Source organism: Microbulbifer sp. YPW16 (assembly GCF_021290385.1).
GTDB lineage: Bacteria > Pseudomonadota > Gammaproteobacteria > Pseudomonadales > Cellvibrionaceae > Microbulbifer > Microbulbifer zhoushanensis.
This window is the reverse complement of record NZ_CP089928.1, coordinates 3,180,001-3,194,832: the sequence shown is the minus strand read 5'-3', so window position 1 is coordinate 3,194,832 and position 14,832 is coordinate 3,180,001. Positions and strand designations below refer to the sequence as shown.

Genomic DNA, 14,832 nt, shown 5'->3' with positions numbered 1-14,832 from the left:
CAAAAAGAAGGCGCGCATTATACACGGCAGCGGGCATGAAAGAGACCAGTCCGCTACACTGCGCGTTTCCAGAGATTAGCGACCGCGCGAGCCGTTCGGTCCACTAAAGGCAAGAGGTTTCGGAGGCTGCATGAGTAGTGAACGCTTACAGGCGCTGCGCGAGGAACTGGCGGGTCAGCAGGTGCAGGGGTTCCTGGTCCCCCGCGGTGACGAGTACCAGAACGAGTATGTGCCCGCCTCCGACGAGCGACTGGCCTGGCTGACCGGCTTTGACGGTTCCGCCGGCCTGGCAGCGCTGGCAGGCGACCGGGCCGCCCTGTTTGTGGATGGGCGCTATACCATCCAGGCCCAGCAGCAGATCGGCGACCAGCCCATCGAGCAGCAGGACCTGAACGCCGAGGCTATTGCCCGCTGGCTGTGTGACAACCTCAGGGCCGGCGATGCGCTGGGCTACGACCCGCGCCTGCACACCGAACCGGGCCTGGCGCCACTGGCCAAACGCCTGACTGAACGGGGGATCGAGCTGCGCCCGCTGGAGACCAACCCCATCGATGCGATCTGGGCCGACCGGCCAACCAGCCCCAGTGGCGCCGCGCGTCCCCACCCCGAGACCTTCACCGGCGAGGACTCGGCCAGCAAGCGCAAACGCATCGCCGAGCTGCTGGCGGACAAGCCCGCCGACGCCCTGTGGCTGGCAAACCCGGAGGTGTGCGCCTGGCTGTTCAATATTCGCGGTGACGACATCCCGCATCTTCCAGTCGCCCTGTCCTGCGCCATTCTCTACCGCGATGGCAGCGCCACCCTTTACCTGGCGGAGGCCGCCACCGGCGAGGCACTGCGCCGGCACCTGGGCAACGATGTGAGCCTGGTGCACGACAAGGAATCACTGTTCGACGCCGCCCGGCGCCAGCATGTGGCAAAGATCTGGGTGGACCCGGGGCTGGCCAACCGCTGGACCCTGCAGCAGCTGCGCGCCCGGGAGATGGAACTGCTGCTGGAACGCGACCCCATTACCGCCGCCAAGGCGCTCAAGAACCCGGCCGAGTTGGCGGGCTCGCAGGCCGCCCACGAGCGCGACGGCGCCGCCCTGTGCGAATTCCTGGCAGAGCTGCCAGAAAAAGTGGCTGCCGGGAGTTTTGGTGAGCTGGAGGCGGTACGGCTGCTGCGGGAGAAACGGGAGCAGCGCGAGGGCTTTACCGACGACAGCTTCGACTCCATCTCCGGCTATGGCCCCAACGGCGCCATCGTGCACTACCGGGTCAGCCCCGAGTCGAGCCTCACCATGAAGCCCGAGGGCCTCTACCTGATCGACTCCGGCGGCCAGTACCCGGACGGCACCACCGATGTCACCCGCACGGTGGCGCTCGGCGACTTTCCCGAACACGCCCGCGAGCATTTCACCCGCGTACTCAAGGGCCACATCGCCATCGCTGCCCTGCGCTTCCCTGCCGGAACCTGTGGCGAGCAGATCGATGCCTTTGCGCGCAAGTCACTGTGGGACGCCGGGCTGGATTACGCCCACGGCACCGGCCATGGGGTCGGCAGCTTCCTGAGCGTACATGAGGGGCCACAGCGGATCGGCAAGGCGAGCAGCGGTGTGGCGCTGCGGGCGGGCATGATCCTGTCCAACGAGCCCGGCTTCTACCTCACCGGCCAGTACGGTATCCGTATCGAGAACCTGGTCTATGTGAAGGAGAGCGAGCAGCACCCCGGCTTCCTTGAATTCAGCGAACTGACCCTGGCGCCGATCGACCAGCGCCTGGTCAAACGCGAGCTGCTCACCGAGCAGGAGCTGGCCTGGTTGAACAACTATCACCAGCGTGTGTGCGAGACGTTGCTGCCGCTGGTCAACAAGAAGACCCGGGCCTGGCTGAAAGAGGCCACACAGCCGCTCCACTGACAGCGAAAAACCTCACACCGGCCGCACCAATGGCTGGCCAGTGTGGCGGTTCAGCTATTTATGGCCCTTGCCGCTAGGCGACTGAAATAAGAGAAAGGCACAAACCAGGCCGCCACCAGGAAATAGGTCACCAGGCCTGTATTGTCGCTCCCCTGGAGAAAGTGGGCGCAAAGGACAATTGACAGGGCAAAGAGTACCGACACCCCGATACAGCAGAATGTTGCCGTTTTCGCCCTCATACTATTTCTACCCTTCGCTGGCCTTGTGTGGATTTTCTTCCGGTCACGGTGGACTGGCCGGAACTGGCTCCTGATCAACCGTTGGCCCGTCCCTCCCGGGAAGGGCGAGGCGAACAATACCTATACATGCTGGTCTACCAGTATCGGGTTGCCGTCCGGGTCTTCCATCACGAAATACGCTGGCCCGGAAGATGACTCATCAGCTTCCTCGCTGAACGTCGCGCCCTGCCCCCTGAGCGCTTTCTGCAACTGCCGCACGTCCGTAAACGCGGGCAACCTGTTCGCGCCCTGGTCCCAGCCCGGGTTGAAGGTCAGGATGTTTTTCTCAAACATCCCCTCAAAAAGCCCGATCACGTGATCGCCATTCTTCAGGATCAGCCATTTCTGCGCGGGGTCTCCGCCCAGAGACTCGAACCCCAGCTTTTCATAAAAGGCCCTGGACTTCTCCAGGTCCTTTACCGCGAGGCTGATCGAGAATGCGCCGAGTTCCATCTTCATCGTTATGCTCCCTGCCCTGAACCAGGTTGTTTTACAGCCTTTTCTCAGTGGTTCTCCAGGAAGGGCACCAGTTTTCCGAGCACACGCTCACTGGCGACCGGCCCAAAGGTGTGGCCCATGCCGGGGATGGCGACAAAGTCTGCACCGGGAATTTTCTCCGCCGTGTCACGGCCGTGGGCCACCGGCAGCAGCGGGTCCGCCGCGCCGTGGATCACCAGTGTGGGGACGTCAATTTCCTGTAGGAGCGCCGAGCGATCACCGCTGGCGACAATCGCCTCGAACTGCCGCACCATGCCCGGGCCAAAGCCACCGCGGTTGGCGACACGCTCGACCCGCTGCCGGGCATCGGCCTCATCGAAGTATTCCGGGGACCCCAGTGCCCGGGAGATAGCCACTCCCTTTTCGATACCCTCCGCCCGGTTGGGCGCGCGCTCCGCGGCGCTGGCCAGGGCCTCGAGGGCCTGCGGCTGCGCCTCCGGCAATCCCGCCGCACCGGAGCTGGACATAATGGAAGTCAGGCTGCGCAGGCGCTGCGGGTACCGGGCTGCGATCACCTGGGCAATCATGCCACCCATGGAAGCGCCCACTACATGGGCGCGCTCGATACCCAGCACGTCCTGTAGGCCGATGGCATCCGCGGCCATGTCTTCCAGTGTATAAGCCGGGTCGGGGTCCAGGCCGACCTTGTCCTTGACCATGGTCCACCACACCGGAGGTGCAGAGAGGTCGTAGAACTTCTGTGACAGGCCGGCATCGCGGTTATCAAATAGCACCACCCGGAACCCGGCATCCAGCAATCCCTGCACCAGGGTGTCGCCCCAGTGCAGCATCTGCGCGCCCAGCCCCATCACCAGCAATACCGGCTCGGCATCACGGGGGCCCATATCCTGGTAGGCAATGGACACCTCATTCACGGCCGCAAAGTGGATCGGGTGGCTGTCGAAGGGATTGGGGGCGCTTTTTGCGGCAGCACCCTTGCCAGGGTCAGCCGGGGCAGCGCCAGCGGCGACACTGAGCAACAGCGCGCCGAGGAAAAGGTTCAACTTGTGCATGGTGCAACTCCGCATTCTTGTTATTGTTTCTGCGGCGGCAGCGGTGGCTACCGTCACTGGGCCTGCAAGTGTGCCTCACTGTATTCATGTCCGCTCACGGTACGACGCAACCACCACCAGGCCAGAACCCCCAACAGCAGGTTGGAAGCCGCCGTGGCTGCGAACAGGCCGGTGATTCCCCACACCTGGTTGCCGACCCACGCCAGCGGCAAGTAGATACCCAGTACCCGCAGGAAGGAAATCAGGGTCGCCGGCAGCGGCCGGCCCAGGCCATTGAAGGACGCGTTGGCGGACATCACGAAACCATACCCGGCATAACTGAACGGCACCAGTGTGAGGTAGGCCACCGCCACCGCGATCACCTCGCCCGAGTCACTGAACAGGCGCACCAGGGGTTCCCCGGCAACATACAGCACCGCCGCCAGCAGCAGGCCGAAGCCCACGCAGAAACGGGCCAGCACACTCACGGTCTCCCGCATGCGGTCCACCTTGCCGGCACCGGCGTTCTGCCCCATAAATGGCCCGACCACGGACGACAGGGCGTAGAACACGATCAGCGCCAGCGGCTCGATCCGCAGGGCCACACCGAGGCCGGCCACCGCCTCTGCGCCGTGCACGGCTACCAGCGCCACCACCACACCGCCGGCCATGGGGATAATCACATTGGTCGCAATGGCCGGCAGCCCCACCTTGAGGACCGTGCGCCAGGACTGCAGCAGGGCCGCCGGGCGCAGCTGCGGTGCGGCCAGCAGGTGCTCCTTGCGGATCAGGAAATAGAGGGCGGCGACAAAGCTGACACCGCGGGCGATCACAGTGGACAGGGCGGCGCCCTGCAATTCGAGTCGGGGGAAGCCCAGCAGCCCGAAGATCAACAGCGGGTCCAGTACCAGGTTGAACAGGGCAACCGCCACCATGATCCGCCCGGTGACCCAGCTGTTGCCGATGGCGCGCAGGGCCGACAGGCACACCATGGGCACGACCGCGAAGGTCGCGCCCAGGTACCAGGGCACCATATAGTCGGCGATCAGCGGCAGCATCGCCTCTTCCGCCCCCAGCAGCCGGAACAGCGGCTTGATGGTGGCGAGCCCCACCACACTGATCGCCAGCGCCACCAGGAATGCCAGCATGGCGGCGTCGGTTACCAGGCGGCGCACCCGTTCCAGGTCACCGGCACCGTAGGCCCGTGCCACCGCCGAGGAGGTCCCCGCCCCCAGGCCGATGGCAAAGGCGTTGATCACCATCACCACCGGGAAGGTGAAACTCATCGCCGCCAGCTGGGCGTTGCCCAGCTGTGCCACGAAATAGGTATCCACCACATTGAAGGACATGGTGGCGAGGATGCCCCACACCATGGGGAGCGCCAGGCGTTGCAGGTGTCCCGCAACGGGGCCTTCGAGCAGTGAGGGATTTTTGCCGGATAACGCCATGAAATACCCTGGGCGCAGCGGGCAGGCCGCCGCGGCTACATTGGTTTGCGATGAATGCCGGTATTCTACCAGTGTCTTGCCAGCGGGGTCCGGCGACTCTCGGCGAGATGCCCCGACGGAGAGATTACTGCCAGGCCCTGAGGCTAGAGCGCACAACTCATCAGGATGGCATCCTCGCGACCGCCGCCGGTAGCGGGATAGTAGTTGCGGCGCACCCCGTCCTCGACGAAGCCCAGTCCCGCATAGAGGCCGCGGGCGGCCTCGTTGGAGGCACGTACGTCCAGCAGCAGGCGGCTGGTGCCCTCCGGAAGCCGGTCGATAACCTGTTGCAGCAGGGCCCGTGCAATGCCACGCCGGCGCCAGCGGGGGGCGACCGCCACATCCAGGATCTCGGCCTCATCAAAAAGTTGTGAAACCACACAACAGGCTATCAGCTCGCCCGCCGCGCTCTCCAGCAACCAGGTTGCATGGCCGGCTTCCAGGCTGTCGAGGTATTGGCGCTCGCTCCAGGGATGGCTGTGAGCACTATGTGCCAGTTGCGCCAGCGCAACACTGTCGGCGGCGCCCGCCGCGCGCAGTCGCGCACCGGCGACCGGGAAATCGGCGGCGGTAGAATTGGCGGGGGGGATCACCGGCTGCGGGTCTGCTCGGGATAGCTCTGCCGCAGCAGTTGCCAGACGTCGCGCTTGCCACCGGGCTCACGCAGCAGTTCACTGAGACTGGGCATGGCCAGCAGGCGGATGCCATTCCAGTCACTGGTCTGCTGCCCGGTGCCATCGAGGGGGATCGGGGAACAGAACTGGTGTGCCTGGGACCCCATCAGCCAGATGGACTTGACCGGGCGGCGCGCGCTGGCGGCCTCCAGCCAGCTGGAACAGGTATCGCGGGCGTCGCTGGCAGCGGCCGGGCCGGCAAAGCGGTTTTCCGCCAGCGGCCAGCGCAGGCGATCCTGCTCCCGCGGCAGTTCATGCCAGCCCAGGGCCCGAACCATATTGTTGAACAGCGCGTCCACCGGCAGCGCTGCACCGGGCTCGCGGCTGTCCACTGCCAGCAGCTCATCGCCGAGCCACCAGCAGCTGAGGACAAAGGGCTCCACTTCCTGGCGCGGAGGCGCCAGCTCGGTGGGGCGCGCGGGTGCGGGCTCAGCCCGGGTCTCGCGCGTGATAGCGCCTACCTCACGCAGCACTTCCGGCTGTGGCGCGGATGGCGATGGCGGCGGGGGAGCGGTGCCGGCATCCGCAACCGGGGTGGGCACCGGCTCGGGGGGCGCCTCAACCAGCTGGGCGGCCGAGCGTGGCAGCGGGCTGCCGGCCTGCCCCGCGCCCTCTTCCGGCTCCGCTGGCGGCAGCTGCGCCTGGCGCGGCTCCGGTGCCAGCGGCATTACAAAGCGCGGCATATAGCTGGTGACGCCCAGCGCCTGCAGGTATTCCGCGCGATGTCGTTCGTGCATCAGACGCCCTTTCTCTTGCTTTCTCCACTGGCGAGCAAGTTTAAGGCATCCAGGTAGGCCTGTGCAGAGGCAACCAGGATATCGGTATCGGCACCGACACCGTTGACCAGCCGGCCGTCGCGTTCCAGCCGCACGGTCACACTGCCCTGGGAGTCGGTACCCTGGGTAACGGCATTGACCGAGTACAGTTTCAGGTCGGCGGCGCTCTTCACCACTGACTCGATGGCCTTGAAGGTGGCATCCACCGGGCCGCTGCCGTCCGCTTCCGCATTCACCTCGGCGCCATCGATCAGGATCTGCATTTGCGCCCGCGGGCGGTTGCCGCTGCGACTGTGCACATCGATGGACCCGAGACGGTAGCGCTCCACCGGCTCCTGGGCCCCGGCCATGATGGACTGCAGGTCCTCATCGAAGATCTCGTGTTTCTTGTCAGCCAGGTCCTTGAAACGCTGGAACACCAGCTGGAACTCGGCCGGGTCGTCAAAGCTGTGGCCCAGCTCCTCGTAGCGGGCCTTTACCGCGGCGCGGCCGGAATGCTTGCCCAGCACCAGGCGGTTATTACCCCAGCCAACGTCCTCGGCCCGCATGATCTCGTAGGTCTCGCGGTGCTTGAGCACGCCGTCCTGGTGGATACCGGACTCATGGGCAAAAGCATTGGCCCCCACAATTGCCTTGTTGGGCTGCACCGGGAAACCGGTGATGGAGGAAACCATGCGCGAGGTGGGCACGATATGGCTGGGATCGATACGGGTTTCCACCGGGTAGAGGTCATGGCGGGTCTGCACCGCCATTACGATTTCCTCCAGCGAGGCGTTACCGGCCCGCTCGCCCAGGCCGTTGATGGTGCACTCCACCTGGCGCACGCCGTTCATCACCGCGGACAGGGAGTTGGCCACGGCCAGGCCCAGGTCGTTGTGGCAGTGGGTGGAGAAAATAGCCTGGTCGGAATTGGGCACGTTCTCGATCACGCGCCGGAACATGGCACCGTACTCACCGGGCTCACCGTAACCCACGGTATCGGGGATATTGATGGTGCCGGCACCGGCGGCAATCACCGCCTCGATGATGCGGTACATGAAATCCGGCTCGGAACGGCTGCCGTCCTCGAGGGAAAACTCCACATCATCGGTAAACTGGCGCGCGTGCTTCACCGCTGCCACCGCCTGCTCCAGCACTTTTTCCGGCTCCATCTGGAGCTTGTATTTCATGTGGATTGGCGAGGTGGCGATAAACGTATGGATACGCGAGGCGTTGGCTTTCTTCAGGGCCTCGCCGGCGCGGATGATATCCGGCCCCACCGCACGTGCCAGGCTGCACACGCGGGAGTCCTTGACGGCTTCCGCAACCGCCTGCACGGCATCGAAGTCACCCTGACTGGCGATGGCGAATCCGGCCTCGATAACGTCGACCCGCATCCGCTCCAGCATCTTGGCAATGCGGATTTTCTCGTCTTTGGTCATGGACGCGCCGGGGCTCTGCTCGCCGTCACGCAGGGTGGTATCGAAAATGACTAATTTATCTTTTTTAGTGTTCATCTGGCTCTCTCCAAGCTATGGCTCGAGGCTAAACAGCCGCTCACAGGCTGTCTACGCATTGACCAACAATAAGTGTGGAATTCTGTGTGACGGGGAAGGAATAAAATTATCTGCCGCCGCCGGGCAGTCGTAGCGAGAAAGCTAGGGCGCGGTAGAGATGCCAGGATTTGAAGTGATTGGTAAACATGACCATCTGGACGTTGTGTTAACTGCCCGCATTATGCGCCGCCCCTCAATCAGGCGTCAACACTCATCCTAATAATGAAAGGTGAAGAGCAATTTAAAGGATGCCAGTCCTATTTTTTCAGGAATATTAGGCGAAAGGGTACGACTCACAGACTCGGGAGACGCCTGGGGCGAGAGGTGGGGAGACTCAACCGGAGCTCCCCAGTTTTTCCAGGAACTGCCACAGCTGGCCCCGCAACGACTCCACTTCCTCACGGGTGACTGCCGAGGAAGCGAGCTGTCGCTCAACCCACTCCTGGGCACGCGGCTTCAGGGCACGGCCGCTATCGGTGACGGCGACCAGGGTGACCCTCTCGTCGCGGGAAGCCCGCCACCGGCTCACCAGGCCGCGCTGTTCCATGCGCTTGAGCAGGGGCGTGATGGTGCCGGAATCCAGCATCAGGCGTCGGCCCAGGGCCCCGACCCCGACATCCGGCGATTCACCGCGCGCCGCAGCGGCATCCCACTCCCAGAGGACCAGTAGAACCAGGTACTGGGGGTAGGTCAGCTCCAGGTCCCGCAACATCGGCTGGTAGGCACGGGTCATTGCCCGGGAGGCGGCATAAAGGGCAAAACACAACTGGCCGTCCAGCGCCAGCGGATCCCCGCTATCGCAGGGAAACGCCGGCCTGCCGGCGTCGCTCACAGCAGCGCCTCGATTTCGTCCTCCAGCGCTTCCGGCTTGTCCTTGGGCGCAAAGCGCTTCACCACCTGTCCTTCGCGGTTTACCAGGAACTTGGTGAAGTTCCACTTGATCCGCTCGGTACCCAGGATGCCAGGTGCCTGCTGCTTGAGTTCGCTGAAGAGCGGGTGCGCCCCCGGGCCATTCACCTCCAGCTTGGAGTACAGCGGGAAGGAAACACCGAAGTTAAGTTCGCAGAACTCCTGGATCTCATCATCCCCACCCGGCTCCTGGCCACCGAACTGGTTGCAGGGGAAACCCAGCACCTCCAGCCCGCGATCACGGTACTTTTCATACAGGGACTGCAGGCCCTTGTACTGCGGAGTAAATCCACACTTGCTGGCCGTGTTGACCACAAGCAGCACTTTGCCCTTGTGCTCGGCCAGCGAGGTTTCGCTGCCGTCCTGGGCCTTCACCGGAATACTGAACAGATCGCTCATTGCATCACCTCCTGATTTGGCTGCTTTTGTACTCGATACGGCAATTTACCGCATTCAATTGTGCACAATCTAATTGCTTACAACTGAATTTTCAAGAATGCGGCATCCGGGCAGCTGTTGTATTGCCACCCTGGTCTCCCCACGGCGGTCGCCAGGACTCGTCACCTGACGGTGCGCGGGATCGGTGCGCGGGAAAAACCGGTTGGGGAAATACAGCCGGGGGACGCTGCTCTCTCCTGTAAAACCCGTCAATAACGGACGGCGAAGCAGCCCGTGTCCGCCTGTTACCAGGGATCTGCACCATTATTCAGCACAGTTATTACATGCTCTTACACCCGGTTAAGCTCGTGCCCCAAATAACGTATCTTGCAGTGAGTTGGGGCTTTCGGCCGCTTTCGGCCAGGTAGTGATCCCGCGACTGCTAATGGAGAAGTAACAACCAGGTATAAAGGAGCCGCGCTGCGATGGCGTCTGTACGGTTGGCTGTCGATGGACAGACTGATATTGGATTATTCAGGGAAGAGAACGAAGACTGCATATGCCACTGGGAAGACCCTGATCACCCTTTTGCTTTTGTGATTCTGGCTGATGGCATGGGCGGGCACCGCGGCGGCGCGCGGGCAAGTGCCATCGCCACCGAAACTATCAGGAAATGCCTTGCCCGGCTGATAAGCGGTGACTTCCTCGCTACCCCAACGCGCCAGCAGGAAGAGGCCATTCGCAGCAACCTCCTTACCGCCGTATGCTCCGCCAACCAGCTTATCCTCGACGCGAAACAGGCAACACCCGATCATGCCCAGATGGGCACGACCATTGTCGCAGCGGCAATCTGGCGCGACTTCCTGGTGGTCGCCCATGTCGGGGACTCCCGTGCCTACCTCTGGTCTGAGCAGGGCATACAACGCCTGACCCGGGATGATAGTTATGTGCAGGAGCTGATCGACCGCGGCCAGTTGACCGAAGAGGAAGGGCGACGCTCCACACTGCGCAACCAGATTACCCGCGCGCTGGGAGTAACCCCAGAAGTCACTCCATCCATTAACAGTCGTCGGTTGACCGGCTACAACCTGTTGCTGCTCTGCAGCGACGGCCTGACGGACTACCTGGATGACAACAGCCTGGAAAGAATCCTGAACTCGCATCGCCCGGCACTGACATGCACGCGCCGGTTTATCGATGAAGCCAACAGGATGGGCGGGAAGGACAATATCAGTGCTGGCATGATTGAGTTCCAGTGCGAGGCCGTTTGAGCACTTCGTCCCAGCCAGCCTCTACCCACCCGGTCCTCACGTCGAACACGATTTAGGGCTGCTAGCTGTTACGTCCGGCGCGCCAGCCCCGGTTAGCCTGCACTTTTACATGTAAACCCTGAACAAACCCAGGCGGGCTGAATTAGTCCACAGCCCCCGCCGGGATTCACCGCAAAATTACCCCGGTCCAGGTTACCAACAGAAGGTTTGGATAGACCTGTGAATAACCTATGGGTATGGATCCCGACACGCCCTATCCCGTCCGCCTGGGCTAATAGGGTAAAAATGCGCCGGTTTCCGGAAGGGGCGGTAAGTAGACGCCGGCAATAAAAAAGCCCTGACCGCCTAAGCAATCAGGGCTTTTGGGATAGAAGCCTTCATGCAGAGGCGCAGGGCCTCTTGGTCGCCGTCCATGGCGCGGCAGCTGTTTGTTCGGACAGGCCCGAGTCATCATCAGCTTTCTGCGAAACAGGAACCGGTCATCTGAAGGCATAAAAAAAGCCCTGACCGCGTTAGCGATCAGGGCTTTTGCAATTGAAGCCTGCATGCAGGGGCGATGGGCTGTTGAGTCGCCATCCCTGGCGCAGCTGCAGATTGTTCGATCTGGCCCCGGCCCGGCCATCCATGGCCGGTCGCTAAACCGTGCACGAAGCTGTGCTTCGTCTGCGCGCGGTTTAGCCCTACTCTCATAGATGCTCGGCACTAATTCACCGTCGGAGTTTTTAAATAAAAAAAAGGCCACCCAATTGGGTGGCCTTTTCTTTTATTTAGAAGCCTGACGATGACCTACTCTCACATGGCGAATCACCACACTACCATCGGCGATGTTGCGTTTCACTTCTGAGTTCGGCAAGGGATCAGGTGGTTCCACAACTCTATGGTCGTCAGGCAAACTGGCTTGGGTTGGTGTCGGTCTTACGGGCTGTTTCTGTGCCCTGCGCTACCTGTTACCGCCGTTTGCATGATCTTCCGATCAACGGTAACCCCAAATAAGTCGGTGAAACATTCTGTAGTAATACACCGCAAGTCGTATGTCTCTTGCTCACAGTCCATCGGCTTGCGCCAATCGTCAGTAACCATCTCTGTTGTATGGTCAAGCCTCACGGGCAATTAGTACTGGTTAGCTCAACGCCTCACAACGCTTCCACACCCAGCCTATCAACCTGGTAGTCTTCCAGGGCCCTTTAGGGGACTCGAAGTCCCAGGGAGATCTCATCTTGAAGGAGGCTTCCCGCTTAGATGCTTTCAGCGGTTATCCCGTCCGAACATAGCTACCGGGCAATGCCACTGGCGTGACAACCCGAACACCAGAGGTTCGTTCACTCCGGTCCTCTCGTACTAGGAGCAACTCTTCTCAAATCTCCAACGCCCACGGCAGATAGGGACCGAACTGTCTCACGACGTTCTAAACCCAGCTCGCGTACCACTTTAAATGGCGAACAGCCATACCCTTGGGACCGGCTTCAGCCCCAGGATGTGATGAGCCGACATCGAGGTGCCAAACACCGCCGTCGATGTGAACTCTTGGGCGGTATCAGCCTGTTATCCCCGGAGTACCTTTTATCCGTTGAGCGACGACCCTTCCATACAGAATCGCCGGATCACTATGACCTACTTTCGTACCTGCTCGACATGTCTGTCTCGCAGTCAAGCGCACTTATACCATTATGCTCATTGCATGATTTCCGACCATGCTGAGTGCACCTTCGTACTCCTCCGTTACTCTTTGGGAGGAGACCGCCCCAGTCAAACTACCCACCATACACTGTCCCCGATCCAGATAATGGACCTGGGTTAGAACCTCAAACATACCAGGGTGGTATTTCAAGGACGGCTCCACTGCAACTAGCGTCACAGTTTCAAAGCCTCCCACCTATCCTACACAAGTAGGCTCAAAGTTCAGTGCAAAGCTGTAGTAAAGGTTCACGGGGTCTTTCCGTCTAGCCGCGGGTACACTGCATCTTAACAGCGATTTCAATTTCACTGAGTCTCTGGTGGAGACAGCGTGGCCATCGTTACGCCATTCGTGCAGGTCGGAACTTACCCGACAAGGAATTTCGCTACCTTAGGACCGTTATAGTTACGGCCGCCGTTTACCGGGGCTTCGATCAAGGGCTTCGCCGAAGCTAACCCCATCAATTAACCTTCCGGCACCGGGCAGGCGTCACACCCTATACGTCCACTTACGTGTTTGCAGAGTGCTATGTTTTTAATAAACAGTCGCAGCCACCTGGTCACTTCGACCGACCTCAGCTTAGGGAGCAAGTCCCATCACCAAAGCCGGCGTACCTTCTCCCGAAGTTACGGTACCATTTTGCCTAGTTCCTTCACCAGAGTTCTCTCAAGCGCCTTGGTATTCTCTACCTGACCACCTGTGTCGGTTTAGAGTACGGTTCGCAATTGCCTGAAGCTTAGAAGTTTTTCCTGGAAGCAGGGCATCAACCACTTCACCTACCTAAGTAGGCTTCGTCGTCAGCTCTCAGCCTTAGGGGTCCGGATTTGCCTAAACCCCCAGCCTACAGCCTTAAACATGGACAACCAATCGCCATGCTGGCCTAGCCTTCTCCGTCACTCCATCGCAGCAATTGCAAGTACAGGAATGTTAACCTGTTTCCCATCGACTACGGCTTTCGCCCTCGCCTTAGGGGCCGACTAACCCTGTCCCGATTAGCGTTGGACAGGAACCCTTGGTCTTCCGGCGGGGAGGTTTTTCACCTCCCTTATCGTTACTCATGTCAGCATTCGCACTTGTGATACCTCCAGCAAACCTCCCGGTTCACCTTCAACGGCTTACACAACGCTCCTCTACCATGCACATAGTGCATCCGCAGCTTCGGTTACCAGTTTGAGCCCCGGTATATCTTCCGCGCGGGCCGACTCGACTAGTGAGCTATTACGCTTTCTTTAAAGGATGGCTGCTTCTAAGCCAACCTCCTAGCTGTCTGGGCCTTCCCACATCGTTTCCCACTTAACTGGTATTTGGGACCTTAGCTGGCGGTCTGGGTTGTTTCCCTTTCCACGACGGACGTTAGCACCCGCCGTGTGTCTCCCGCGATTGCACTCCTCGGTATTCGGAGTTTGCATGGGGTTGGTAAGTCGGGATGACCCCCTAGCCCAAACAGTGCTCTACCCCCGAGGGTGAGACGCGAGGCGCTACCTAAATAGCTTTCGAGGAGAACCAGCTATCTCCCGGCTTGATTAGCCTTTCACTCCGATCCACAGGTCATCTCCTAATTTTTCAACATTAGTGAGTTCGGTCCTCCAATTGATGTTACTCAATCTTCAACCTGCCCATGGATAGATCGCCGGGTTTCGGGTCTATTGCCTGCAACTGAACGCCCTATTAAGACTCGATTTCTCTACGGCTCCCCTAAACGGTTAACCTTGCTACAGACAATAAGTCGCTGACCCATTATACAAAAGGTACGCAGTCACCCCGAAGGGCTCCTACTGCTTGTACGTATACGGTTTCAGGTTCTATTTCACTCCCCTCTCCGGGGTTCTTTTCGCCTTTCCCTCACGGTACTGGTTCACTATCGGTCAGCTGGGAGTATTTAGCCTTGGAGGATGGTCCCCCCATGTTCAGTCAAGATATCACGTGTCCCGACCTACTCGATTTCACTCAATGTGCCTTTTCGTGTACGGGGCTATCACCCTGTATCGCGGAACTTTCCAGATCCTTCCACTAAGACATAAAGAGCTTAAGGGCTAATCCCCTTTCGCTCGCCGCTACTCAGGGAATCTCGGTTGATTTCTTTTCCTCCGGGTACTTAGATGTTTCAGTTCCCCGGGTTCGCCTCCCTAACCTATGTATTCAGTTAGGGATACCTGTAAACAGGTGGGTTTCCCCATTCGGAAATCCCTGGATCAAAGTCTGTGTGCCGACTCCCCAGGGCTTATCGCAGGCTCCTACGTCCTTCATCGCCTCCAGCTGCCAAGGCATCCACCGTATACGCTTAGTCGCTTGACCATACAACACAAACGACTACTAACGATTTGAACATCCAGACTCAGTCAAAAACTGGCCCGGACGCCGGACTGTGTGCTTGAGAGACACACAATATTGATGTTGAGTATGTGTTAAGTACTCAACCTCGCCTTGCAGTGTATTACTACAAAATATTTCACCTTGTT

10 protein-coding genes and 2 rRNA genes are annotated in these 14,832 nt (G+C 60.4%); 2 read left to right on the top strand and 10 right to left on the bottom strand.

The window, feature by feature from the left end:
- Window positions 1–130 precede the first annotated feature (130 nt).
- On the top strand, window positions 131–1,900 hold the full coding sequence (locus tag LVE68_RS13850) for an aminopeptidase P family protein (RefSeq protein ID WP_232940968.1): 1,770 nt from the start codon (window positions 131–133) through the stop codon (window positions 1,898–1,900).
- A 359-nt stretch (window positions 1,901–2,259) separates the two neighbouring features.
- On the opposite strand, the gene LVE68_RS13845 is transcribed toward LVE68_RS13850, so the two are convergent.
- The 8 genes from LVE68_RS13845 to LVE68_RS13810 all read right to left on the bottom strand — a co-directional run bounded on the left by LVE68_RS13845 (window position 2,260) and on the right by LVE68_RS13810 (window position 9,448).
- Window positions 2,260–2,637: a VOC family protein gene (locus LVE68_RS13845; RefSeq protein ID WP_232940967.1), complete on the bottom strand. Its 378-nt coding sequence runs from the start codon at window positions 2,635–2,637 to the stop codon at window positions 2,260–2,262.
- A 44-nt stretch (window positions 2,638–2,681) separates the two neighbouring features.
- Window positions 2,682–3,689: an alpha/beta fold hydrolase gene (locus LVE68_RS13840; protein WP_232940966.1), complete on the bottom strand. Its 1,008-nt coding sequence runs from the start codon at window positions 3,687–3,689 to the stop codon at window positions 2,682–2,684.
- A 53-nt stretch (window positions 3,690–3,742) separates the two neighbouring features.
- On the bottom strand, window positions 3,743–5,116 hold the full coding sequence (locus LVE68_RS13835) for an MATE family efflux transporter (protein WP_232940965.1): 1,374 nt from the start codon (window positions 5,114–5,116) through the stop codon (window positions 3,743–3,745).
- A gap of 143 nt (window positions 5,117–5,259) precedes the next feature.
- Window positions 5,260–5,748: a ribosomal protein S18-alanine N-acetyltransferase gene (gene rimI / locus LVE68_RS13830; RefSeq protein ID WP_232940964.1), complete on the bottom strand. Its 489-nt coding sequence runs from the start codon at window positions 5,746–5,748 to the stop codon at window positions 5,260–5,262.
- Window positions 5,745–6,566 carry a hypothetical protein gene (locus LVE68_RS13825; RefSeq protein WP_232940963.1) on the bottom strand — a complete coding sequence of 274 codons (822 nt, stop codon included), beginning with the start codon at window positions 6,564–6,566 and terminating at the stop codon, window positions 5,745–5,747. Before LVE68_RS13825 ends, rimI begins: the two co-directional genes overlap by 4 nt.
- The gene (locus tag LVE68_RS13820; protein ID WP_232940962.1) at window positions 6,566–8,101 is read right to left on the bottom strand and encodes a 2-isopropylmalate synthase; all 1,536 of its coding nucleotides are present in this window, start codon (window positions 8,099–8,101) and stop codon (window positions 6,566–6,568) included. Before LVE68_RS13820 ends, LVE68_RS13825 begins: the two co-directional genes overlap by 1 nt.
- Before the next feature lie 373 nt (window positions 8,102–8,474).
- A complete protein-coding gene (locus LVE68_RS13815; RefSeq protein WP_305080384.1) occupies window positions 8,475–8,972 on the bottom strand; it encodes a MarR family winged helix-turn-helix transcriptional regulator in 498 nt (165 codons plus the stop codon).
- Window positions 8,969–9,448 (bottom strand): glutathione peroxidase, encoded by a 480-nt coding sequence (locus LVE68_RS13810; protein WP_232940961.1) that lies wholly within the window; start codon window positions 9,446–9,448, stop codon window positions 8,969–8,971. Before LVE68_RS13810 ends, LVE68_RS13815 begins: the two co-directional genes overlap by 4 nt.
- A 464-nt stretch (window positions 9,449–9,912) precedes the next feature.
- Here LVE68_RS13810 and LVE68_RS13805 point away from each other — a divergent pair, with 464 nt between their 5' ends.
- Window positions 9,913–10,698 carry a Stp1/IreP family PP2C-type Ser/Thr phosphatase gene (locus tag LVE68_RS13805; protein ID WP_232940960.1) on the top strand — a complete coding sequence of 262 codons (786 nt, stop codon included), beginning with the start codon at window positions 9,913–9,915 and terminating at the stop codon, window positions 10,696–10,698.
- 773 nt (window positions 10,699–11,471) lie between these two features.
- Here LVE68_RS13805 and rrf read toward each other — a convergent pair.
- Both rrf and LVE68_RS13795 read right to left on the bottom strand, forming a co-directional pair.
- Window positions 11,472–11,587: ribosomal RNA gene (rrf, locus tag LVE68_RS13800) — 5S ribosomal RNA — on the bottom strand.
- A 200-nt stretch (window positions 11,588–11,787) separates the two neighbouring features.
- Window positions 11,788–14,668 (bottom strand): 23S ribosomal RNA (locus LVE68_RS13795).
- Window positions 14,669–14,832: the final 164 nt, after the last annotated feature.

What these genes read in the sequence shown, in the direction of transcription:
- LVE68_RS13850 (WP_232940968.1), top strand. Translation starts at nt 131, where the DNA reads ATGAGTAGTGAACGCTTACAGGCGCTGCGCGAGGAACTGGCGGGTCAG.
- LVE68_RS13845 (WP_232940967.1), bottom strand. Translation starts at nt 2,637, where the DNA reads ATGAAGATGGAACTCGGCGCATTCTCGATCAGCCTCGCGGTAAAGGAC.
- LVE68_RS13840 (WP_232940966.1), bottom strand. Translation starts at nt 3,689, where the DNA reads ATGCACAAGTTGAACCTTTTCCTCGGCGCGCTGTTGCTCAGTGTCGCC.
- LVE68_RS13835 (WP_232940965.1), bottom strand. Translation starts at nt 5,116, where the DNA reads ATGGCGTTATCCGGCAAAAATCCCTCACTGCTCGAAGGCCCCGTTGCG.
- LVE68_RS13825 (WP_232940963.1), bottom strand. Translation starts at nt 6,566, where the DNA reads ATGCACGAACGACATCGCGCGGAATACCTGCAGGCGCTGGGCGTCACC.
- LVE68_RS13820 (WP_232940962.1), bottom strand. Translation starts at nt 8,101, where the DNA reads ATGAACACTAAAAAAGATAAATTAGTCATTTTCGATACCACCCTGCGT.
- LVE68_RS13810 (WP_232940961.1), bottom strand. Translation starts at nt 9,448, where the DNA reads ATGAGCGATCTGTTCAGTATTCCGGTGAAGGCCCAGGACGGCAGCGAA.
- LVE68_RS13805 (WP_232940960.1), top strand. Translation starts at nt 9,913, where the DNA reads ATGGCGTCTGTACGGTTGGCTGTCGATGGACAGACTGATATTGGATTA.